General features: G+C 38.8%; 17 protein-coding genes and 2 pseudogenes. 10 read left to right on the top strand and 9 right to left on the bottom strand.

What is annotated here, in order from left to right; translation table 11 throughout:
- Positions 1 to 479, bottom strand: a 479-nt coding sequence (locus H6F39_RS17520; protein WP_199290970.1) for a hypothetical protein, incomplete at its 3' end; no start/stop codon positions are given.
- Between the two features lie 266 nt (positions 480 to 745).
- Between H6F39_RS17520 and H6F39_RS17515 the strand changes: the two genes are divergently transcribed.
- Entirely contained in the window at positions 746 to 2,836 is a 2,091-nt protein-coding gene (locus tag H6F39_RS17515) for an SPFH domain-containing protein (RefSeq protein WP_190397136.1), read from the top strand.
- Between the two features lie 67 nt (positions 2,837 to 2,903).
- Here H6F39_RS17515 and H6F39_RS17510 read toward each other — a convergent pair whose 3' ends face one another.
- On the bottom strand, positions 2,904 to 3,149 hold the full coding sequence (locus H6F39_RS17510) for a hypothetical protein (protein WP_190397135.1): 246 nt from the start codon (positions 3,147 to 3,149) through the stop codon (positions 2,904 to 2,906).
- A 196-nt stretch (positions 3,150 to 3,345) separates the two neighbouring features.
- Positions 3,346 to 3,996, bottom strand: a complete 651-nt coding sequence (locus H6F39_RS17505) for a Uma2 family endonuclease (RefSeq protein ID WP_137908228.1) — start codon at positions 3,994 to 3,996, stop codon at positions 3,346 to 3,348.
- A gap of 55 nt (positions 3,997 to 4,051) precedes the next feature.
- Between H6F39_RS17505 and H6F39_RS17500 the strand changes: the two genes are divergently transcribed.
- The 3 genes from H6F39_RS17500 to murD all read left to right on the top strand — a co-directional run bounded on the left by H6F39_RS17500 (position 4,052) and on the right by murD (position 7,927).
- Positions 4,052 to 4,267 carry a hypothetical protein gene (locus H6F39_RS17500; RefSeq protein ID WP_190397134.1) on the top strand — a complete coding sequence of 72 codons (216 nt, stop codon included), beginning with the start codon at positions 4,052 to 4,054 and terminating at the stop codon, positions 4,265 to 4,267.
- 37 nt (positions 4,268 to 4,304) lie between these two features.
- Positions 4,305 to 6,455, top strand: a complete 2,151-nt coding sequence (glyS, locus tag H6F39_RS17495) for a glycine--tRNA ligase subunit beta (protein WP_190397133.1) — start codon at positions 4,305 to 4,307, stop codon at positions 6,453 to 6,455.
- 80 nt (positions 6,456 to 6,535) lie between these two features.
- Positions 6,536 to 7,927, top strand: a complete 1,392-nt coding sequence (gene murD, locus H6F39_RS17490) for a UDP-N-acetylmuramoyl-L-alanine--D-glutamate ligase (RefSeq protein WP_137908224.1) — start codon at positions 6,536 to 6,538, stop codon at positions 7,925 to 7,927.
- A gap of 318 nt (positions 7,928 to 8,245) precedes the next feature.
- Here murD and mnmG read toward each other — a convergent pair whose 3' ends face one another.
- Together mnmG and H6F39_RS17480 are read right to left on the bottom strand one after the other, a co-directional pair.
- Positions 8,246 to 10,171: a tRNA uridine-5-carboxymethylaminomethyl(34) synthesis enzyme MnmG gene (gene mnmG, locus H6F39_RS17485; RefSeq protein WP_190397132.1), complete on the bottom strand. Its 1,926-nt coding sequence runs from the start codon at positions 10,169 to 10,171 to the stop codon at positions 8,246 to 8,248.
- A gap of 216 nt (positions 10,172 to 10,387) precedes the next feature.
- Positions 10,388 to 11,299: a restriction endonuclease gene (locus H6F39_RS17480; RefSeq protein WP_137908222.1), complete on the bottom strand. Its 912-nt coding sequence runs from the start codon at positions 11,297 to 11,299 to the stop codon at positions 10,388 to 10,390.
- Between the two features lie 158 nt (positions 11,300 to 11,457).
- Between H6F39_RS17480 and H6F39_RS17475 the strand changes: the two genes are divergently transcribed.
- Positions 11,458 to 12,078: a hypothetical protein gene (locus tag H6F39_RS17475; RefSeq protein ID WP_137908221.1), complete on the top strand. Its 621-nt coding sequence runs from the start codon at positions 11,458 to 11,460 to the stop codon at positions 12,076 to 12,078.
- Between the two features lie 59 nt (positions 12,079 to 12,137).
- Here the strand turns inward: H6F39_RS17475 and H6F39_RS17470 are convergent.
- Positions 12,138 to 12,418: pseudogene (locus tag H6F39_RS17470) on the bottom strand (FAD-dependent oxidoreductase); the annotation flags it as partial.
- A 207-nt stretch (positions 12,419 to 12,625) separates the two neighbouring features.
- Between H6F39_RS17470 and rpoC1 the strand changes: the two are divergent.
- A pseudogene (gene rpoC1, locus H6F39_RS17465) lies at positions 12,626 to 13,726 on the top strand (DNA-directed RNA polymerase subunit gamma); the annotation flags it as partial.
- A gap of 219 nt (positions 13,727 to 13,945) precedes the next feature.
- Here rpoC1 and aspS read toward each other — a convergent pair.
- Positions 13,946 to 15,733 (bottom strand): aspartate--tRNA ligase, encoded by a 1,788-nt coding sequence (gene aspS, locus H6F39_RS17460; protein WP_190397131.1) that lies wholly within the window; start codon positions 15,731 to 15,733, stop codon positions 13,946 to 13,948.
- A 274-nt stretch (positions 15,734 to 16,007) separates the two neighbouring features.
- Between aspS and H6F39_RS17455 the strand changes: the two genes are divergently transcribed.
- The 3 genes from H6F39_RS17455 to H6F39_RS17445 all read left to right on the top strand — a co-directional run bounded on the left by H6F39_RS17455 (position 16,008) and on the right by H6F39_RS17445 (position 19,260).
- Positions 16,008 to 16,355 carry a hypothetical protein gene (locus tag H6F39_RS17455; protein WP_190371614.1) on the top strand — a complete coding sequence of 116 codons (348 nt, stop codon included), beginning with the start codon at positions 16,008 to 16,010 and terminating at the stop codon, positions 16,353 to 16,355.
- Positions 16,356 to 16,402: 47 nt separating this feature from the next.
- Complete coding sequence (locus H6F39_RS17450; RefSeq protein ID WP_190397130.1) at positions 16,403 to 18,430, top strand: pentapeptide repeat-containing protein; 2,028 nt, start codon at positions 16,403 to 16,405, stop codon at positions 18,428 to 18,430.
- Between the two features lie 254 nt (positions 18,431 to 18,684).
- Positions 18,685 to 19,260 carry a Uma2 family endonuclease gene (locus H6F39_RS17445; protein ID WP_137908217.1) on the top strand — a complete coding sequence of 192 codons (576 nt, stop codon included), beginning with the start codon at positions 18,685 to 18,687 and terminating at the stop codon, positions 19,258 to 19,260.
- Positions 19,261 to 19,394: 134 nt separating this feature from the next.
- Here the strand turns inward: H6F39_RS17445 and H6F39_RS17440 are convergent, their stop codons facing one another.
- Entirely contained in the window at positions 19,395 to 20,258 is an 864-nt protein-coding gene (locus H6F39_RS17440) for a zinc metalloprotease HtpX (protein WP_028091454.1), read from the bottom strand.
- 342 nt (positions 20,259 to 20,600) lie between these two features.
- Between H6F39_RS17440 and crcB the strand changes: the two genes are divergently transcribed.
- On the top strand, positions 20,601 to 20,999 hold the full coding sequence (gene crcB, locus H6F39_RS17435) for a fluoride efflux transporter CrcB (protein ID WP_190397129.1): 399 nt from the start codon (positions 20,601 to 20,603) through the stop codon (positions 20,997 to 20,999).
- Positions 21,000 to 21,318: 319 nt separating this feature from the next.
- On the opposite strand, the gene H6F39_RS17430 is transcribed toward crcB, so the two are convergent.
- Positions 21,319 to 22,110 (bottom strand): SDR family oxidoreductase, encoded by a 792-nt coding sequence (locus tag H6F39_RS17430; RefSeq protein WP_028091452.1) that lies wholly within the window; start codon positions 22,108 to 22,110, stop codon positions 21,319 to 21,321.
- Positions 22,111 to 22,771 lie beyond the last annotated feature (661 nt).

Genomic DNA, 22,771 nt, shown 5'->3' with positions numbered 1-22,771 from the left:
TTTCCATCTGCTTTGAGCGTTCCACCGCTAATCAAAAACTTGCCACTACCATTGATTCTTGCTGCGTTGGTAAATGTATAAACTGAATCATTAATTTCTAGTTGTTTACCACTTGTGATGTTAAATGTTCCACTATTCACTCCTCCACCAGAAAGGACTAAAGTTCCTGCTTCGACATTGACTGTTCCCGTATTATTAAAAGCTACCCCAATTGTCGCTGTATCTGCGGTGGTTTTCTTGAAAGTTCCAGAGTTGTTTAATGTACCGATAATATTATTGTCGTCATCGTCAACAATCCGCCCTGCTTGAAATTGAATTGTTCCGGTATTATTGAGTTGGGTATTTAGATATTTCTCATAACCGCTACTAATGGTTAAAGTGCCTGTTTGGGTAATAGGACGTGCTGATGATAGAGTTCCATTATCCCAAAGAGTGCCATTTAAGGTAGTTGCGTTAACCCAGACGAAGTTATTAGCCATAATAGATACCCGTTTTAGAATTTGTGATTTTGAAAAGAGTTAAAGTAATGTTACAATTGAGTATGGCGTTAATCCCGTTTTTATTCTACCACTAACTTCCCAAAATACTTACATAAATAAAATAAGTTTTGTAAAAAGCAGCTTATAAGCGCTTCTTAAACGGATGAATCAATCTGGTAAAAAATTTAGATAGGATTTAAGGAAACAGGCTGATTCATAGTGAAGTCACAAATTAGATAATTATTTCCCCAATGAGGTACACATATATGAAAAGCTTTGCATTTTCCGTGGGTAAGAGTAAGTACAATAAAATCGTGACATTGGCTACATCTGCGATCGCTGCCCTATCTTTAATAGGTGGTATTAATGCTGCCCATGCCACTTCCAGAGAAACACCAGCAGCAAAAGAAATAACCTCTGTATCAATATCAATCCCACCAGGTCAAACTCAGCCCGTAATTACCCAGTCTGTAACTCGCCAAATTCCTTATCAAGCCATGGGAATTGAACCTTTAATCATTGTTCCTGTGATCATTATTGGTGGTTGTATTTTCTTCGGTGGACTGGTAGTTATCGGTGAGCGCGAGGTGGGCATTGTTGTCAGAAAATTTACCTTTTCTGGTAAAGTATTACCCCCTAATAGATTAATCGCTTTAAATGGTGAAGCTGGTTTACAAGCAGATACCCTGGCCCCTGGTTGGCACTGGGGTTATTGGCCTTGGCAGTATGCTGTCAAAAAAGAGCCGGTAATCATTGTCCCCCAAGGAGAAATCGCTCTGGTTGTCGCCGCTGATGGGGCTTCTAACCCTCCAGAGCGGATTTTGGGCAAAATTGTCGAATGTGATAATTTTCAAGATGCTCGCAAATTTTTGACGAAAGGTGGCGAAAAAGGACGACAAATTGCTTTTATTACCGCTGGTACTTACCGGATTAACACTGCTCTGTTTAAAGTTATTACGACTGCAAATGCCACTACCCATGGTATGCGTCCAGAACAATTGCGTATTTATGAAGTAGCAGCAGACAAAGTTGGTATTGTCACCACGTTAGATGGTTCACCAATTCCAGCAGGTGAAATTGCTGGACGTTTGATTGGTGGCCATGATAACTTTCAAAATGGTCAAAAATTTATTGATGCTGGGGGACAACGGGGTTTACAAGAACAGGTATTATTATCGGGTTCGTGGAATCTCAACCCTTGGTTGGTAAATATCGAACAAGTACGGATGACGGAAATTCCCATTGGTTATGTCGGTGTGGTGATTTCTTTTGTCGGTGAAGATCAGGAAGATGTCAGTGGTGCGGCTTTTACTCACGGAAACTTAGTCAATCAAGGACATAAGGGGGTTTGGGTTGAACCATTGTATCCAGGAAAACACCCGCTCAATACTAAGGTGATGAAAGTTGAGTTAGTACCGACGACAAATATCGTTTTAAACTTTACTGACAGAATTGTGGGACAGCACGGGTATGATACTAATTTGAAGGCGTTAAAACTGCTGTCGTTTGATGGTTTTAGCTTTGATTTAGAGATATTTCAAATTATCCACATTGGGGCTTCAGACGCGCCAAAAGTGATTTCTCGCTTAGGTTCGATGCAAAATGTCATTGACCAAGTTTTGCGTCCCATTGTGGGCAATTATTTCCGTAATTCCGCTCAAGAATATACCATTTTAGATTTCTTGATTGCCCGTAGCGAGCGCCAAATAGAAGCTTCTGAATACGTTAAATCTGCTTTGCGTGCCTATGATGTGCAAGCTGTGGATTCTTTAATTGGTTTAATTACGCCCCCGAAAGAATTAATGCACACTTTGACAGAACGGAAAATCGCGGAGGAACAACGTAAAACTTACGAAGTGCAGCAAATGGCCGAAACCCAACGACAAATGTTGGTCAGGGAAACAGCATTAGCTGATATTCAGCAAGATTTGGTACAATCAGAACAAGGTGTGACAATTGCCGAATTGCAAGCTAACGCCCAAATTCAGCAAGCAACCGGTGAAGCGGAAGCCATTAAGCTGAAAGCTGTCGCGGAGGCTGAAGGTATTCGCGCCACAGGTAACGCTAAAGCGGAAACCTACCTCGCCGGTGTGGAAGCTTTAGGAAAACAAGGTTATACAGCGATGCAGTTAATGCAAATTATAGGCGATCGCAATGTCCGTATTATCCCTGACATTACGGTAAGTAGCAGCAATGGTAATGGTAATAGTAACAGTTTAGTAGATGGTTTACTCTCAATGATTCTCTGGAATCAAACAGGACAAACACAAGCAGAAACAAAGGTATCTAAACCACCATCTCTTCCCAATCCCATTATTATTAAACCTGAACCAGCGAGTCACAACATTCAGATATAGGTTTAATTTGACTTACTGCGATAAACCTCACCCTAACTCCTCTCCAGGACGGAGAGGGGTATTTTACTTAAACTTTACTGGATTGAATTTGTCTAATTATAGCGGGCAAGATGCCCGCACCACAAGATTTAGTATAATTATAAGCAATTATAGCGGGCAAGATGCCCGCACCACAAGATTTAGTATAATTATAAGCAATTATAGCGGGCAAGATGCCCGCACCACAAGATTTAGTATAATTATAAGCAATTAAAGCAGGTAAGATGCCCACAGCACAAGATTTAGTATAATTATAAGCAATAATAGCGGGCAAGATGCCTGCACCACAAGATTTAGTATAATTAAAGCAATAATAGCGGGCAAGATGCCTGCACCACAAGATTTAGTATAATTATAAGCAGTCATAGCGGGCAAGATGCCCACAGCATAATATTTAGTATAATTATAAGAAATTATAGCAGGCAAGATGCCCGCACCACAAGATTTAGCCATATTAATTCGCTATGTCATCATTTCTGTGTGAGTTCTATTTTTGATTTTTGTACCCAAGCACGAAAGGAACGAATCATAGAAATTTCGCCGATTTCCAGACTTTGAGCTAAAAAGCGGGGAATTTCTGTGGTTAGGGGTAAATTGGCAAAGGTGGGAGAAACGTCACAGGGAATATAAACACCATTACTGAGTTGATAAATCTGCATTACTGGATGATCATAACGCCAAACTTCGGGAACACCTAAGGCCAAATAAATCGGTAATCTATCCAGGGAAGCGCTGGTATAATCAACTTCTATAATTAAATCTGGTGGAGGATCTTGAGTCAAATCTAGAGTTTGTTTATTTCGCATTATCGGTTCATTTTGGATGTAAAAACTAGAATCTGGTTCTACACCTTTGGCTAAATCTTGACGTTTACAGGTCACTGAACCGGTACTTTTAATATTAAGATTAAGTTCCTCTGCTAAATTATCAATGAGCTTTTCTATCAGTCTTTTATTATGTTCATGGGGCATTAAAGGAGTCATAATTTCTAGTGTTCCCTGGTTGTAGGCTAGACGGGTAGCGCGATGATTGCCCATTTCTGTTAAAATGGTTTCAAAAGTGTGCCAAGAAATATTAGCGAGTATAGCGCGGTGGGAGTGAGCGGGTGCTATGGTTAGCATGAGACTTCACCTCGTATTTTTTACTAGGATATCATTATTTATTAATTTGTAAATAATGTATCCAAGTTTCAATATTTCTTCTAGAGACAAAGATTACTATTACCAATTACCAATTACCTATTACCAATTACCAATTACCAATTACCTATTACCTATTACCCATTACCCATTACCAATTACCAATTACCTATTACCAATTACCAATTACCAATTACCTGTTACCTATTACCTATTACCTATTACCGGTTATGGCATACAATATTGGAATTGACTAATATTCAGCCCCGTCAAGTTAAAAACAGTATCTTATGCCAGCATTTTTATTAGAGGTCGGTACAGAAGAATTACCCGCCGGTTTTTTGAGTGATGCTATTGTACAATGGAAATCGCGCATTCCCCACAGCCTAGCAACTCATAATCTCCCCGAGGCTGTGGTTGAAGTCTATGGAACACCGCGACGGATAGCAGTTCTCATTACCGGTTTACCCTCCCAACAAGCAGACAGAGAAGAGGAAATCAAAGGACCACCCGCACAAGCAGCCTTTAAAGATGGACAACCCACTAAAGCTGCCATTGGTTTTGCCAGTAAGCAAGGTGTAGATATTTCTGCTTTAGAAATTCGTCCCACGGAAAAAGGGGATTTCGTCTTTGTGAATAAGCAAATTCCCGGTCGTCCCATTGCGGATATTTTAACCGAACTTGTACCTGAATGGGTTTGGAACTTGGAGGGCAAGCGGTTAATGCGGTGGGGACATGGTGACGGACGATTTTCCCGACCAATTCGGTGGTTAGTGACATTATTAGATGGGGATATCTTACCATTACAATTAGAAAATGGGGCAAAAATTGTCAAAAGCGATCGCATTTCTCGCACCCATAGAGTCTTACACCCCGAACCCGTCAGCATTTCCCACGCTACAGAATATGTCAAAACATTGGCTTCTGGTTATGTAAATGTCCCTCCAGAAAACCGAGCGGAAATTATCACAAATCAAGTTAAAGCAGCAGCGGAAAAATTAGGCGGATATACGCCAATTTACCCAGAATTATTAGCGGAAGTTGTCAATTTAGTGGAATATCCCACAGCAGTGATTGGACAATTTGAGGAGGAATTTCTCAAGTTACCAAAAGAAGTAATTACCGAGGTTATGGTCAGTCACCAGCGGTATTTTCCCGTTTTCAAAAATGCAGAATGTCAGCAATTATTGCCCAATTTTATCACCATTAGTAACGGAGATCCCGCCAAATCTGATATTATTGCTGTGGGGAATGCGAGGGTAATTCGCGCAAGGTTAGCAGACGGCAGATTTTTCTATGAAGCTGATGTATCTAAACCTTTAGAAAGCTTTTTACCTCAATTAGAAAAAGTTACATTCCAAGAAGATTTAGGTTCTGTTCGTGCTAAGGTCGAAAGAATAGTTAAAAATGCAGAAAAAATTAGTAATCAACTACAATTAAATCCAATTCAAAGCCAAAATATACAAAGGGCTGCGTTACTCTGTAAAGCCGATTTAGTGACGCAAATGGTCTATGAATTTCCAGAATTACAGGGAATTATGGGCGAAAAATACGCCTTAGCTAGTGGTGAAGACCCAGAAGTGGCAAAAGCGATTTTTGAGCATTATTTACCCAGAAATGCTGATGATATTTTCCCTCAAACTCTTACTGGTCAAATTGTCGGTTTAGCTGATAGATTAGATACATTAACTAGTATCTTTGGTTTAGGTTTAATTCCCTCCGGTTCATCAGATCCTTTTGCATTACGTCGCGCAGCAAATGCGATTGTTAATATTACATGGTTGGCAAATTTACCAATTAATTTATCAGCCTTATTAGCAGAAATTACCGCAGATTTTGCAGCAGCTTTTAACAAAGATGCTAAATCCTTAATTAACACATTACGCGAATTTTTTCTACAACGGATTCGCACCTTATTACAAGATGAAAAACAGATCGATTATGATTTGGTAAATGCGGTTTTAGGAGAAAATGATCCTGAATATACAGAACGTGCATTAGTAGATTTATTAGATGTCCGCGATCGCGCCATCTATTTACAAAAAATCCGTCAAGATGGTACATTAGATAAAATCTACGAAACCGTCAACCGTTCTACCCGGTTAGCAGCCCAGGGAAATCTAGACTTGGAAACCCTAGCACCACAAACCTTAATTAACCCCGAACTATTCCAGAAAAAATCTGAATCTGCATTTTACAACGCCTTGGTTGAACTAGTTCCCCAAACCCAAGCAGCACAACAAAACCGTGATTATCAACTGTTAGTATCCGCACTGACAAAAATCGCCCCCACCGTTAGTACATTTTTTGATGGTGAAGATAGCGTTTTAGTCATGGACGCAAATCCCGATATTAAGCGAAATCGCTTAAATTTGCTGGGATTATTGCGAAATCATGGTCGCATTTTAGCAGATTTTGGTGCAATAGTGAAAAATTTGTAGTCAAAAGCAACAAAAAGTTGTGTAATTGCTGCCAATTAACGCTACTATAGTAGAGCTTAACCAGGGATGATACACGGTCAATGCCAGAAGCGTTAATTATTGGATTAGGAAAGTCCGGTGTTGCTGCGGCAAGATTGTTGAAACAGGAAGGCTGGGAGGTAGAACTTTATGACAGTAGCACCTCCCCAACCCTTCTCAAACAACAACAGGAACTCGCCAGCGAACACATTACCGTTAAATTAAAAACCACACCAGAATTTACCAATTCTGATTTATCCAAATTAATCATTGTCAGTCCCGGAGTTCCTTGGGATATTCCTATTTTAGCCCAAGCGCGAGAACTGGGAATGGAAACTATCGGCGAAATGGAACTAGCTTGGCGACATTTACAAGATATCCCCTGGGTAGGAATTACTGGTACAAATGGTAAAACCACTACCACAGCCTTAATTGCGGCTATTTTCCAAACGGCAGGATTAAACGCTCCCGCCTGTGGTAATATCGGCTATGCTGCTTGTGAGGTAGCAATCCAAAGTCTCAAATCTCAAATCCACAATCGCCCTGATTGGATAATTGGCGAAATTAGCAGTTATCAAATCGAATCTTCTGTAACTTTAGCACCTCGCATTGGCATTTGGACAACTTTCACACCAGATCATTTAGCCCGTCACAAAACATTAGAAAATTACTATCATATCAAGGCCAAATTATTACACAATTCCCAGTTACAAATATTTAATGGTGATGATCTTTACTTGCGTCAATTAGGATTAAATCATTGGCCTCAGGCCTATTGGACAAGCGTTAAAGGTCGAGAATTTCTGATTGGTGAAAAAGGCTTTTATATAGAAAATGGCTGGGTAATGGAAAAAATCACGGCTACACCCCAAGCCATTGTCGAGGTATCTGCATTGCGAATGGTAGGGGAACATAACCAGCAAAATCTGCTCATGTCCGTCGCCGCTGCTAGATTAGCCGGTATAGATATTACCGCTATTTCCCAGGCTGTCCGTGAATTTCCTGGTGTTCCCCATCGCTTAGAACATATCTGTAATTGGCAAGGAGTTGATTTTATTAACGATAGTAAAGCCACTAATTACGACGCAGCGGCGGTAGGTTTAGCATCTGTGCAAAGCCCCGCTATTTTAATCGCTGGTGGAGAAGCTAAAGCGGGAGATGATACCGCTTGGTTAGGGCAAATTCAAGCTAAAGCCGCCGCTGTCTTACTCATAGGTAACGCAGCACCGGCATTTTCTAAACGTCTGCAAGAGGTGGGATATAGTAATTATCACATAGTCGAAACTATGGAAAACGCCGTATCCTTATCTGGGGAACTAGCGAAAAAACATCAAGCTTCAGTAGTATTACTATCTCCTGCTTGCGCTAGTTTTGATCAATATCCTAATTTTGAAATGCGGGGTGAAGACTTTCGCCAATTGTGTCAGAAATATCTGCTAAATGTTGCTGAATAAGGGTGTATTTTTTTTCACGCAGAGGCGCACAGACGCGGAGAGTCAGGGAGGTTTGTCGGAATATTTTTGAAATTTCTCTCTTGGGAAGGATTATTAATATATGAATAACCTATAGGATGGATAATATATTTTACCCTGAGTGAAGTTGGGCTTGGTTTACCCTCCAAGCCTTTTTATTTTTTCCCTGTATTTCATAGTTTTTGTTCTGGTCAACTGGGATATTTTTTCTATTTTTCGCAAAAGTAACATTAGTAAATCTAATTGAGGATCTGATATCATGATTACGTAGCGGTAATTCATGAATTACCGCTACTCTTGTTAAGACAGAATTACTGGGGTGGGTGTGGCTTTAGTGATGTTATTTTTAGCTATTTCTAAGTATATCAAAAGGGCGTTGATATCCGCTGGGTTAACACCACCAATTCTCGCAGCTTGTCCAATAGTTAAGGGTTGGACTTTATTCAACTTTTCTCTCGCTTCCTTTGATAAAGTATCAATGGTTGAGTAGTCCAAATTACTAGGTAGTTGGCGATTTGCTTGACGGGCAACTTGGTCAATTTGGTTTTGCTGTCTTGCTAAATAACCAGCATACTTGATATCAATTTCCGCTCCTTCTTTTTCCGCTTGTTTGAGGTTGGGGTTATGGAGTCCGTAACGCTCCAAGTCAATGTAATGGATACCCGAACGACGCAGCAAGTCAGCAAGGGTAATAGAACCTTTAATTGCCTGTTGGGTATCATGAGCGATCGCTTGTCCTACTGCCTCATTTTCCTTTATTCTAGTACAATGCAGCCGTTCTTTCTCCGCCGTAATTTGTGCTTGTTTTTCACTAAACAAATTCCAGCGCCTATCATCAATTAAACCAATTTCCCGTCCCAAGGGTGTCATGCGGAGATCAGCATTATCAGAACGTAGTAATAACCGATACTCTGAACGACTTGTAAGCATACGATAAGGTTCTCGTAAATCCTTCGTACACAGGTCATCAATTAAAGTGCCAATATAACTTTGTTCACGGGGAAAAATAATCATTTCTTCACCCCGTACAAACCGCGCTGCATTGATTCCTGCTACTATCCCTTGAGCAGCAGCCTCTTCATAACCTGTAGTCCCATTTACCTGTCCGGCACAAAATAATCCAGGCACTTTCTTAGTCATCAAGGTAGGAAAACACTGGGTTGCAGGTAAATAATCATACTCTACTGCATAGGCAGGACGTAACATCACACAATTTTCTAAACCTGTCAAACTCCGCAACATCAAAATTTGCAAAGTTTCTGGTAAACCGGTAGAAAAACCCTGAATGTATAATTCAGGAATATCTCTTCCTTCCGGTTCAATAAAGATTTGGTGACTTTCTTTATCTACAAAGCGGACAATTTTATCTTCAATACTCGGACAATAGCGGGGACCGGTTGCTTCCACCCAACCACCATACACAGGGGACAGATGTAAATTTTCCTGAATTAAACGATGAGTTTCTTTAGTGGTTCGAGTCATGTGACAAGGCATTTGTTCCCGTTCTACCCAGACTTCAGGGTCAAAACTGAACCACCGTACAGCGTCGTCTCCGGGTTGAACTTCCATTTTAGTGTAATCAACAGAACGTTTATCAACCCGTGCTGGTGTCCCGGTTTTCAGTCTACCGGTTTCAAATCCTAAGCGGTTCAAAGTTTGTGTTAACCCTTCCGCTGCAAACTCTCCCGCGCGGCCTGCGGCCATGGATTTATTTCCCACCCAAATTTTCCCACCTAAAAACGTCCCCGTGGTGAGAATTACCGCTTTACAGTGAAAAGATACGCCAAAATAAGTTTCTAAACCAATAACTTGATTATGATCATTTAAGATTAAATCTGTCACCATCCCTTCTCTAATTGTCAAATTCTCTTGATTTTCGACAATTCCCTTCATTATCGCCGCATATTCTCTTTTATCAGTTTGCGCTCGTAATGCCCAGACCGCAGGACCTCGTGAGGAATTGAGGATACGTTTTTGTAAGTATGTCCGGTCTGCCATTTTGCCAATTTCTCCCCCTAAAGCGTCTATTTCATGGGTTAATTGGGATTTAGCAGGTCCACCGACTGCGGGGTTACAGGGTTGCCAAGCGATTTTATCTAAGTTTAGGGTCAATAGCAGAGTTCGACAACCGAGGCGAGCAGTAGCCAGCGCTGCTTCACAACCTGCGTGACCTGCACCGACGACAATTACATCATAAGCGTCTGGAAATTCAGTGAAATTGTGCATGGTCTTAGTTACAAAATTAAGTTAGTTAGGAATTATGATATAAATTCCCTATTATACATTATTTTTAATTTGTTGGTGATTGGCGATCTGCTTACAGCAGTGCTTGGCGATCGCACTATACTTAAAATTAGGTCTATTCTTAATCCGATACCAGCAAATACCAGTACCGCTTTTAAATTCTCTGTTTTCATATATTAATTGTCTACTATTTAATAATTACTCATCTGTAAAATAATCGGAATCTATCTTTTTAATTTCGTAAATAGAGACTGTGGAAACACCCACATGATTATCAATCATCAACTGAGCTAATTCTTCTCCATCTATTAACACAATTTTACTATCTATAATAGATACATATTCTCTCGCTTCTTGGGAAAATCTGGAAGTAGTGATAAAAACACCTTTTCTTGCTCTTTGTCCATGTAAAGCCCCGACAAACTTTTGAATTTCTGGTCTACCAACAACAGTATTATCCCATCTTTTAGCTTGAACATAAACAATATCTAAGCCTAATTTATCTTCTTTAATTATACCATCAATTCCCCCATCTCCACTTTTACCGATCGCTCTCCCCGCATCACGTCTTGAGCCACCATAACCCATTTTTACGAGTAAATCTACCACTAATCTTTCAAAAAAATCAGGTGAACAACTTTTCACACGGTTAAGTAACTCTAATTCTAATTCTTTTCTAATTTTCTGATATCCAAACTCTATGGATTCCTGGGGTGTAGTTTCCGATATTTCTATAATTTCTGGTTCTGATTTATCATGATCTTTTTTAGAAGTTCTAAATTCAATATACTCTGGAAACTGTCCTAAAAATTTCACATTAATTGCTGCAATATTTTGATTTAAAATATCCTTTCCCCTTGTGGTAATTTGAAAAAATCCTCTTTTAAGAGATTCTACTAAACCGGCTTTTTTTAAATGTGTTCTAGCCCAACCTACTCTATTATCAAAAACCGCTTGTTGTCCACTAGATAATAATTCCTTTCTTTCGTCATCACTTAAATTAAAAACATCAGCTAAAAATGTAATAGCGTCTCTTAAAGAATGTTCTTTACCATCACTTGCATATTGCAATAAAGGAAGCATAATAGCTTGAAAGTCAGGAATAGTCATTTTTCACAAGTCAAAAAATCAAGATATTCACTTTTATACCATACTCTTGTGTTTGTTGGCAATATTTTTACATCACCGCATCAAATAGATATTATATTATCATATATAATATGAATACAAAAGATAAAAAACTGACAACATAATTAATAAATAACTCTATGACTAAATCACATCGTCCTCCAATTCTTAAACCTGATGAAACATACACATTTCGTAAGTATTTTGAGTTAAGGTTTGCACCTGCGGATATTTTACAAGAATTAGGAGTCAATTTAACTAGAGGAACAATTGATTGGCCGGTAAGTAATAATCAAATATCTCGATTAATTGATCTCAAAGAACGATTAGAAGAGGCAATGCAAAGAGTTAGTTTAACAAGCGAAGCTGCAAGAAGAGAAGTTTTAATTGCACCAATTCTCTTAGAAGTTGCACATATTACCGAATCTAAAATTAATATTGAATATCCCATTGAAATAAATCAATTTTTGCGGGGTGACTTAGATTATTACCTGCAATCTCAACATCAGGTTTTAGTTGTGGAAGCAAAACACGCAGATTTAACACGAGGATTTACTCAACTTGCAGTGGAATTAATTGCTTTAGATCAATGGGTTGAAGGAGATGAACCAATATTATATGGTGCTGTAACAACTGGAGATATTTGGCAGTTTGGCAGTTTTCAACGCGAAAATAAACTAATAACCCAGGATTTAATGTTATATCGAGTTCCTACCGATTTAGAAATGTTGATGCAAATTTTAGTAGGGATTTTAACCTAAAACTTCAGATCCCTGACTTCTTAAAGAAGTTGGGGATCTTTATCTTATTCATTTCGCACAGGATCTAGTGAAGAGTTGAGGATGCGTTTTTGTAAGTATGTCCGGTCTGCCATTTTGCCAATTTCCCCCCTAAAGCGTCTATTTCATGGGTTAATTGGGATTTGGCTGGTCCACCGACTGCGGGGTTACAGGGTTGCCAAGGGATTTTATCTAAGTTTAGGGTCAATAGCAGAGTTCGACAACCGAGGCGAGCAGTAGCCAGCGCTGCTTCACAACCTGCGTGACCTGCACGGACGACAATTACATCATAAGCGTCTGGAAATCCAGTGAAATTGTGCATGGTCTTAGTTACAAAATTAAGTCAGTTAGGAATTATGATATAAATTGTCTATTATACATTATTTTTAATTTGTCGGTGGTTGGCGATCTGCTTACAGCAGCGCTTAGCGATCGCACTATACTTAAAATTAGGTCTATTCTTAATCCGTTTCTACCAGAAGAGGGATAAAATCCAAAATCTAAAATCTAAAATCTAAATTTATGAAACCCCCCCCAATCTAATCAATTTGATTACGTAAAAATTGGTATAGCTTCACCAGAACGCATTCGTAAACGGGGTGAACGGACTTTACCTAATGGACAAATAGTTGGTGAGGTAACGCAGCCAAAAACTATTAATTACCGGACTCTGAAGCCGGAAATGGATGGTTTGTTTTGTGAGCGCATTTTTGGACCGGTTAAAGACTGGGAATGTCACTGTGGTAAGTATAAGCGTGCTGTGTTTAGAGGTATATTTTGTAAGGACTGTGGTGTAGAATTTACTGAATCCAGCGTCCGTCGTCACAGGATGGGCTTTATTAAGTTAGCTGCTCCGGTGGCTCATGTTTGGTATCTCAAGGGGATTCCTAGTTATATTGCTATTCTCTTGGATATGCCTGTACGGGATGTGGAGCAAATTGTTTATTTCCATTCTTACTGTGTGTTACGACCGGGTAATGCAGATACTTTGACTTATAAACAACTTCTAAGCGAAGATCAGCGGCTAGAAATTGAGGATGCTATTTATAGTGAGGATTCTCAATTAGAAGGTGTAGAAGTGGGTATTGGTGCGGAAGCACTGTTACGGCTTTTATCGGATATTAATTTGGAGCAGGAGGTGAAGGCTCTACGGGAAGAAATTGCTAATGCTAAAGGACAAAAACGCGCTAAGTTAATTAAACGTTTGCGGGTGATTGATAATTTCATTGCTACGGGTTCTAAGCCGGAGTGGATGGTTTTACAGGTGATTCTGGTGATTCCTCCGGATTTACGCCCTATGGTGCGATTAAATAAGGGTAAATTTGTTACTAGTAATTTAAATGATTTATATCTGCGGGTAATTAATTGTAATAATCGCTTGTCTAAGATTCAAGAGATATTAGCACCAGAAATTATTGTCCGTAATGAAAAACGGATGCTACAAGAAGCTGTTGATGCTTTGATTAATCATGGTCGTCGTGGGAGAACAGTGGTGGGTGCTAGTAACCGTCCTCTGAAGTCTTTGTCGGATATTATTGAGGGAAAATAGGGATGGTTTAAACAAAACCTGTTGGGTAAATGGGTGGACTATTCTGGGCGTTCTGTGATTGTGGTTAGACCTAAGTTAAAAAATCTATGTGCGTTTTGATGGAGAAGTTGATTCGGGAGAAGCTGATTCTAAACCTTTGGAGGTTATAGAGCAGAAGGATGAGTGTTCAAAACCTTGTAGGGGCGAACGGCAGGAAAGCCCCTACAAAGCCGTCGGTGGTCGGTGGTCAAGACTAACAACGGACAATGGTTACTGAGCGAAGTCGAAGTACGGACAAAGGACAACTAAGGACACTTGATCTTACACCTTGGGTTTAAAAGTCGAAGCAACGTGCAACTCTTTCAATTGTTTTGCGTCTACATTTCCAGGAGCATCTGTTAATAAACAACGAGCTTGTTGAGTCTTGGGAAAAGCAATCACATCACGAATTGATTCTTCTCCAGATAACAACATTACCAAACGGTCTACACCGTAAGCAATACCACCATGGGGAGGAGTTCCATATTCAAAAGCTTCTAATAAAAAGCCAAATTTACTTTGTGCTTCTTCTGTTGATAAACCAATAGCTGAAAACACTTGTTCTTGAACTTCTCGCTGATAAATTCGCAAACTTCCCCCACCAACTTCAAACCCATTTAAAACTAAATCATAAGCTTGAGCGCGGGCGGTTTTTAAATCACTGATATCCTCAGGATGAGGGGCTGTAAATGGGTGGTGTAATGCTTCTAAACGTTTTTCATCTGCATTCCATTCAAACATGGGAAATTCTGTCACCCAGAGCAAGTTAATTTTGTCTTTTGGAATTAACTTAAATTCCTTAGCCACAAATTGACGAATTCTATCTAAGGTTTTATTAACAGTGGTTGTATCAGCAGCCGCAAATAATAACAAATGTCCGGCTTTTGCACCCGTTCTTGTTAATATTTCCTGCTTTTGTTCCGGTGTCAAATTATCTTTAATTGCGCCAATGGTGTCAAGTTCACCATTTTCTCGCACGCGAATATAAGCTAAACCTTTCGCTCCAGCTTCTGCGGCTTCCCGGAAAATATCGCCACCTGGTTTAATGCGAACATTAGAAATGGCATCGTTACCGTTAGGAATGGGCAGAATTTTAACGATACCACCGTTAGAAATGGCTTCTCGAAAAACTTTGAAACCAGAATCTTTTAAAACGTCAGAAACATCAACTAATTCTAAACCGTAGCGGGTATCTGGTTTATCACTTCCGTAACGGTTCATAGCTTCCGCGTAAGGAAGACGAGGAAAAGGACGAGATAAATCAATGCCTTTCACGGTTTTGAAAATATGACAAACTAACTTTTCATTAAGTTCGATAATTTCATCTTCAGACATGAAACTCATTTCCATGTCTAATTGAGTAAACTCCGGTTGTCTATCAGCCCGTAGATCTTCGTCCCGAAAACATCGCGCAATTTGATAGTATCTATCCATTCCTGATACCATCAATAATTGTTTGAAGAGTTGGGGAGATTGCGGTAAAGCGAACCATTCACCTTCATTCACGCGACTGGGAAGAATATAATCTCGCGCTCCTTCGGGGGTAGAACGGGTGAGAACTGGGGTTTCAACTTCAATAAAACCCTCTAGGTCTTCCAGGTAGCGCCGCATGGCTTTAATGACCTGATGACGCAATTGCATATTTTGCGCCATACGTTCCCGTCGTAAGTCCAAATAACGATATTTTAACCGTAAATCTTCCCGCACTGTTTCCGTGTCTGCGGTGGAAACTTGGAAAGGTAATTGTTTACGGACGGCGTTAAGTAGTTCTATTTTATCCGCATAGATTTCCACTTCGCCAGTAGGAAGTCGGGGATTTAGGGATTCTGGAGGACGTTGGGTAACTCTACCGGTGATAGCTACAACATATTCATTTCTGAGTGCGTTAGCTTGTTCATAGGAGTCTGGGGTGCGCTGGGGGTCGCTGACGATTTGGACAATACCAGAGCGATCGCGCAAATCTAAGAATATCACACCACCGTGATCGCGGCGACGGTCTACCCATCCGTAAAAGGTAACAGTTTCACCAATATGTTCTTTTCGGAGTTCGCCGCAATAGTGAGTTCGCATAGTTGTTAGTTCTTTGGTTCCGGGCTAGGTTGTTTAAATGTCAAGGCTTCCCCATTATCTAGCATTAACATTCATTGTAGTCATTTTCGGTGAAGAAAAATCAGCAAAAATAAGAAAGTGATGATTTTCGATACTGATTCACAAAATATTATGTATGTTTTTTTACTATATTTGTACTTAATTAATCTATCATGTAGTTGACAACATTAACTACAAAAAGTTAATATTTACTCAGTTGATATCATGCTTAACCTACTCGTATCACACTATTCTTATGACCGAAAAATTACAAGATCTTAACTGGGATAAATTTACCCCTGAGCAAAAACGTTTATACGAAAAATGGATTCAATCATTAGAAGCGGCCATACAAGCCCATATTGAGTTGATGAAATCTTTTGAGAGTGAAGATAGTTCCTCAGAATCATCAAAGAAAGAGATAGTTGCGACACCACACAATACTAATTTTGCAAGAACTAAAGAGACACTAATTTCACTAAGAATAGATGGAATAGATGATATTTATTGTGAGGTGAAAAAGAGTATATGTAAAGCTAATTGTTTATTTAATTCTCAAAAACAAAAATGTTTAGAAGACTGTGAAAGAAATGGTTGTAGCTAAATATAAACATAAAATCAATATCATAAGTATATTGCTTACATAAGGCAATGGTGAAAAATTATTCTGGATTGAATCTTCGCGGAAAGTCTTTTCAAGGTCAAGACTTAACAAATGCTAATTTTAATGGTAGTGACATTAGAGGGGCAAACTTTACAAAAGCTATATTAAAAGGGGCAAACTTTAGTGAGACAACCTCCGGTCTACAATTACTTCCTATAGTTTGTACGATTGCGCTCTCTTTATTAATTATTGCCCTTGGCTCAATTATTACGGGAATAGGTGCTATTGTTCTTGTTGGACTTTGGGATTTAGAAAAGGATCTAAAAATTAAAATCACTACATACATAGTAATCTTAATTTCATTATTAGCTTTTGCTATTATTACCGTAGCTAAAAATTTTTTACATGGTTTATTTGTAGCGATATTAGTATTAACTCCTAGCTTATTCCTAAGTTTTATAGTAAGTAAAGCTAACACAACAATTATTGGACAATTTTTTTTTGGAATTGCAATATTATGTTTAATTGGAATTGGTTGGATAATAATAGCTTTAGCTAATATTATGATGATAAATATCATTAGTTATTTGCCCATAGTGATATTTATAGGTTTAATCATCAATTTAATTTCAGCGGGATCTTTATTAATAAAAGTTCCAAATATAACAAAATCAACTTTAATTGGGTTAACTATTGTTATTGTTTCCATATTAGGAAATAATATTGGTTGGCAAGCATCAAAAGGTAGTGAAAAATTTAGTTGGATTAAAAAAGTTGCTATATCTATAAATTCTATCTATGGTACAACCTTTTTTAGTGCTGATTTAACTGATGCTGATTTTACTGGTGCAACCCTGAAAAACACCGATTTCAGAAAAGCAAACCTAACGCGCACTCGTTTTTATGAAGTCAAAAAACTTGATTTTGCTAGACCGGGTAATACTATATTAAGTAACCCTACTGTTCTCAATTTGCTTATTACTTTAAATGGCAGAAATAAATCTTATATTGGTGCAAATCTGAAAGGTGCAAACCTAATAGGTGCAGACTTGAAAGAGGCTAATTTAAAAAATGCTGATATTATAGAAGCTACTTTTCAAGGTGCTGTTTTAGAATGGGCAAATCTGACTCTTACTCAAGCCGTCGGTACTAATTTCACCAAAGCTCAAATGACTGGTGCTTGTGTGGAAGCTTGGAATATTGAAAGTACAACCATATTAGATCATGTAGATTGTCGCTTTGTCTATCTTTTAGAATATCCTAAACCGGGAACAGATGACCGGGAACGCCGTCCGAGTAGTGGAGAATTTCAACCAGGAGAATTTACCAAATTATTTGAAGAAGTTTTAAATACTGTTGATTTAATTTTCCAAAATGGTATTGACTGGCAAGCTTTTGTTACTGCTTTCAAAAAAGTGCAAGTTGAAAATGGAGATACAGAATTAGTTATCCAGAGTATTAAAAATAAAGGTGATGGGGTTGTTGTTGTTAAAGTTGCTGTTCCTGAGAATGCGAATAAAGAAAAGATTCACAGCCATTTTACTCAAAATTATCAATTAGCATTAGCAGAAATAGAAAAATATAAAGAACTTTTACAAGCTTCTAATAATCAGAATGCAAATCTATGGTTAACTATTAATAAGTTAGTAGAAGCAGAAAAATCTATAAATGTTCAAGTTGAAAACAAAGTGGATAATAAAAATATGACTAACAGTAATGATTCCAGTCGTAATGTCGAAGTAGAAATGAATATTCAGAAAGTGGACGGGGGAGTAGCGGGTAAGGTTATGGGAGATCTGGTTATTACTCCCAAACAAAACCTAGCGGACTCAGCTAGTGAGATTCAACAACTACTCCAAATCCTCAATCAATCCTATCCTCCTGATATACCTACAGATACTCAAGCAGAAATCGAGGTAGCGGTTAAGGGTATCAATAAAAATCCACAACTAAAGGAACGGGTAATAGGTGCATTAAAAGCGGGTGGTATTGAAGCAATTAAAGAACTTGCTGATAATATTTATGTAAATGTTCTCATTGCTGCTTATGATGGATGGAAAAATCCCCAATCATAAACTTTTACCAATAATTTCTGGTTTTTTAGGTTTAGGTTAGAAACCCATTTTTTAGCCTAAAAGATTGATTATATAGCGGCTATACAAACAAACTCCTTCCAAGAGGAATTTAACCCACCTGCGTGGGTTTTGTCTGTGTAGACGCGGTTTCTAACCGCTTTGTTCGGAAAATATCGTTAAAATGGCAGGTAGAACCTCCCGGAAAGTATTCCCTGTCGGAGACTGGAAGGGATAAATAGAGAGAGGTATAAATCATGACTGCTATAACTTTACAAATACCAAAATCACTAAAATTCACAGATGATAAATTTGTGGAAATGATTGCTGCTAATAAAGATCTACGTTTAGAATTATCCTCACAAGGAGAATTAAGTATCATGTCACCAACAGGAGGAGAAACGGGAGATAGAAACCTAGAATTAGGTGGACAAGTTTGGTTTTGGAATCGCCAAAATGGGTTAGGAAAAGCTTTTGATTCTTCCACAGGTTTTAAATTACCTAATGGTGCTACCCGTTCTCCTGATGTGTCTTGGATTAAGATAGAAACATGGAATGCACTCACACCAGAACAAAGAAAAAGGTTTCTGCCTTTATGTCCTGATTTTGTGATGGAATTAGTTTCTGAAAGCGATGATTTAGCGGATACTCAAGCCAAAATGCGGGAATATATCGCCAATGGTTTACGGTTAGGTTGGTTAATTAATCCTAAAAATAAACAAGTAGAAATTTATCGCCCCAATCAAGAAATAGAAGTTTTAGAATCTCCTACAAGTTTATCTGGAGAAGATGTATTACCAGGATTTATTTTAGATTTGCAGCCGATTTTTTAATCAGGAAAAACAGGGAATACAGAGATTTTTATTTGTTGCCAAAATGTTGAGTTGATTTTGCTCAGAAATAGGATATTGACTAAATAGGGTGCGTTATCCTGAAGCTAACACACCCTACTAATAATCTCTAGAGACTAATAAGTAATAACTTGTCGTTCTAATTGCAGTAAAGCTTCGACACGGGCTTCAGTTGCTGGGTGACTAGAGAATAAATTTCCCAAAAACTGCCCAGAAATAGGATGAATAATTAATAATGGTTCAAAAGCTGGATTAGCATTCAAAGGCATTTGTCTAGCTGTAGATTCTAACCTTTGCAAAGCCCTAGCTAATGCGCGAGGATTACCTGTTAATTTTGCAGCACCGGCATCAGCAGAAAATTCTCTGGTGCGGGAAATTGCTAACTGAATCACCGTAGCGGCCAGGGGGGCAAATATGACTGTAGCTAATACACCCAGAGCATTTCCACCTCTTTCGTTGTCCCGTGAACCACCACCAAACCACATACTATAACTCAGCATTTGCGCCAGGAAGGAAACAGCCCCAGCGACGGTAGCAGCCACCGCTTGCGTTAAGGTATCACGATTGATAATATGGGTTAGTTCGTGGGCAATTACCCCTTCTAATTCATCTTCTGGTAAAATATCTAAAATACCTGCGGTAACGGCCACAGCCGCGTGTTCGGGATCTCTTCCCGTCGCAAAAGCGTTGGCTGTTGGACTAGGAACAATGTACAATCCCGGCATGGGAATATTAGCACGGTTAGATAATTTTTCAACGATGCGATATAGTCCTGGCGCTTCTGCTGCGCTGACGGGTTGGGCATTATATACTGCTAAAGCAATCTTATCTGATTGATACCAAGAGAAGAGGTTAGTCGCTGCTGCTAACCCAATTCCTATAACTAAGCCCCCTGTACCACCAATTACCCAGTAACTAATTGCTATCAATAAGCCACTGAGGGTAGCGAGTAAAATAGCAGTTTTTAGTTGATTTCCCATTTTGATAACTCTCCTACTTATGCTGTGTTAGTTTCTTGTTAATTTTTGGAACTTTGCCTGGACAACAGCATCTTTTTAGCCACTCCTTGATTGTATCAAGTTCAATTTTCAGGTACAGTGATGAAAACCTGTCACTAGGGTACGGTTTTCCGTTGGTTGCCGATTTAATATAAAGATAAAAAAAGACTAAAAAAGACTAATAAGTAGGTGAACGGAAAAAACCGACATAAGTAACGAAAAGTAAAGTTGCCCAAAACCTCTTCCCAGTTAAGAGTTCCCTGTTCCCTGTTCCCTTGTCATAACGACAATTTTTAACGCCAACCTACTTAACAATTATTAATAATGTTGCAACAGGTAGAAATTCGTATTCCCATTGCCATTAGTCTGGGAGCAATAGCTGGGGCTTTAAGTCGCTATTATTTAACTTTGTGGTTGACAAATCGCTTGGGTTTTGGTTTCCCCTATGGAACTTTTTCGATTAATATTAGCGGTTGTTTAATCATGGGGTTTTTCGCCAGTTTAGCTATGGAAAAAACAGCGCTGATTTCCCCAGAAATTAAGTTAATTGTCGCCACAGGATTTTTAGGTGCATATACTACTTTTTCTACTTTTGGTTTAGATACGGTTGGTTTGTTGCAACGTGGTAATTGGTTGGCTGCTACTGGTTATTTTTTTGGTAGTACAATCTTGGGAATTATCAGTGTTCAATTAGGGATGATTATTGCGAGAATTTTTAATTGAAAGTTTTTAATTGAAAGTTCTGATTTTACACCAATGATCCCCCGGATTACAGCAAGTTCAGATTGAGTAAGGTACACCTTATGCGGGCAAGATGCCCGCACCACAAGAGTTTTATAATTAATATCTGTACTTTGTGAATACCGGGAACTGCTGTAATTTACCGGAGGGATCATGTCTATATAGGTAAATGAATGATTTTTTTCTCACCCAGGGGCGCACAGGCGCGAAGAGAAATTATTGATTTGAATTGATTTGAATTGATTTGAATTGATTTGAATTGATTTGAATTGATTTGAATTGATTTGAATTGATTTGAAGTCTAGCCCACAGCATTAGGTAATGGTTTTTTGGGTGTCGCTAGTTGTAGGATGATATCTAGCAACCAAGGGGCAAGACGTTGACATAATACGGCTAAATGAGATTGCCATCCGACTAGGATTTCTGGTGTATCTTTTTCTATTCCAATCACTAGGGCTTGGGCGACTTGTTCGGGTGTCATGGGAATCACACCGCGAAATGATTTTAAGTCGCGCACCATGTCTGTTTCGGTGAGGGAAGGGAGTAAAGCAATTACGCGGATATTGTGTTGGGCCAGTTCTTGACGTAAGGCCTGGGTAAATCCAACAATGGCAAATTTAGTGGCGGAATATGTGGCCATTGTCGGTGCGGCAACTTTCCCCATTAAACTGGAGACGTTGACAATGATCCCCTTTTTTTGACTAACCATACGTTTGGCGATTAAGCTGGTTAGGGTATACATTCCCAATAAATTAACGGAGAGTTCTTGTTGCAGTTGGGGAAGTTTTGATTGCAAAAATGAGTTTTGATGGGCGACACCAGCACAATTTACGAGTAGATGAATCGGTCCATAACTGCGCCAAAGTTGGGCTACGGCTATATTAACATAAATTGATTGAGTTAAGTCTAAGGCCATGATTGTAGTTTCTACACCCAAAGCTTCGATTTGGGCGGCTACTTCGGCTAATTTTTGCCGATCGCGTGCTACTAATATTAACCTTTTCATGCCTTGTTTGGCTAATTCTAAGGCGATCGCTCGACCAATGCCACGGGAAGCTCCGGTAATTAGTGCAACTTTTCCTTGAATCTTCATCGTTTTTCAACTCCAAATTTTTCATGTCTCGTCTTCATGTATTGCGTTTTTGGCAATCAACAGGTAGGACGATTGATGAACGGTAAACAAAAATCAAACCTAAAGTGACAGGAATTAGGTCATTGCAAATATTTTGATTCTCCGCTGTTGAACGGGAATTTTTACTAATGACTAATGGCCAATCACCAATGACCAAGTAAAAGACTTTTGGCAGGATAGATAAAGCTCATTGATTTTACCTCTCTAAATGATCCGAGCATTCACCAGCGCTGTCGTACTCACACACATTAGCAACAAAATCAAGTTATTGCAATATTTTTTAATCAGGATTTCTGATTAATCGTTTTCCCATAGTATATATATCTGGATTTTAATTTATATAAGTTTTTATTAATAGTGAGCAATTAATATCTTGATCCCCTTACAATTCCTCAATTTCTGTGACAATGAATACATTTTTTAGCTTATTCAAGACAACATATTCTGCTGAATTTGTCGTGTATTGGTGACAATTTTCAGTAAAAAGGCACTAATTTATAAAAATAAGACGATAATTATTAAATCTTGTGGGGTGGGCATCTTGCCCGATAATTATTAAATCTTGTGGGGTGGGCATCTTGCCCGATAATTATTAAATCTTGTGGGGTGGGCATCTTGCCCG

Source organism: Dolichospermum sp. FACHB-1250, assembly GCF_014696335.1.
GTDB classification, from domain to species: Bacteria; Cyanobacteriota; Cyanobacteriia; order Cyanobacteriales; family Nostocaceae; genus Dolichospermum; species Dolichospermum planctonicum.
The sequence above is the reverse complement of the archived record's forward strand: the minus strand, read 5'-3'. Positions and strand labels throughout refer to the sequence as shown.

Bases quoted from the DNA above. Each gene is read 5' to 3' on its own strand.
- H6F39_RS17480 (WP_137908222.1), bottom strand. From the start codon at position 11,299: ATGACTATTCCTGACTTTCAAGCTATTATGCTTCCTTTATTGCAATAT.
- H6F39_RS17505 (WP_137908228.1), bottom strand. From the start codon at position 3,996: ATGCTAACCATAGCACCCGCTCACTCCCACCGCGCTATACTCGCTAAT.
- H6F39_RS17475 (WP_137908221.1), top strand. From the start codon at position 11,458: ATGACTAAATCACATCGTCCTCCAATTCTTAAACCTGATGAAACATAC.
- glyS (WP_190397133.1), top strand. From the start codon at position 4,305: ATGCCAGCATTTTTATTAGAGGTCGGTACAGAAGAATTACCCGCCGGT.
- H6F39_RS17445 (WP_137908217.1), top strand. From the start codon at position 18,685: ATGACTGCTATAACTTTACAAATACCAAAATCACTAAAATTCACAGAT.
- H6F39_RS17500 (WP_190397134.1), top strand. From the start codon at position 4,052: ATGTATCCAAGTTTCAATATTTCTTCTAGAGACAAAGATTACTATTAC.
- H6F39_RS17440 (WP_028091454.1), bottom strand. From the start codon at position 20,258: ATGGGAAATCAACTAAAAACTGCTATTTTACTCGCTACCCTCAGTGGC.
- crcB (WP_190397129.1), top strand. From the start codon at position 20,601: ATGTTGCAACAGGTAGAAATTCGTATTCCCATTGCCATTAGTCTGGGA.
- mnmG (WP_190397132.1), bottom strand. From the start codon at position 10,171: ATGCACAATTTCACTGAATTTCCAGACGCTTATGATGTAATTGTCGTC.
- H6F39_RS17450 (WP_190397130.1), top strand. From the start codon at position 16,403: ATGGTGAAAAATTATTCTGGATTGAATCTTCGCGGAAAGTCTTTTCAA.
- H6F39_RS17430 (WP_028091452.1), bottom strand. From the start codon at position 22,110: ATGAAGATTCAAGGAAAAGTTGCACTAATTACCGGAGCTTCCCGTGGC.
- murD (WP_137908224.1), top strand. From the start codon at position 6,536: ATGCCAGAAGCGTTAATTATTGGATTAGGAAAGTCCGGTGTTGCTGCG.
- H6F39_RS17455 (WP_190371614.1), top strand. From the start codon at position 16,008: ATGACCGAAAAATTACAAGATCTTAACTGGGATAAATTTACCCCTGAG.
- H6F39_RS17515 (WP_190397136.1), top strand. From the start codon at position 746: ATGAAAAGCTTTGCATTTTCCGTGGGTAAGAGTAAGTACAATAAAATC.
- aspS (WP_190397131.1), bottom strand. From the start codon at position 15,733: ATGCGAACTCACTATTGCGGCGAACTCCGAAAAGAACATATTGGTGAA.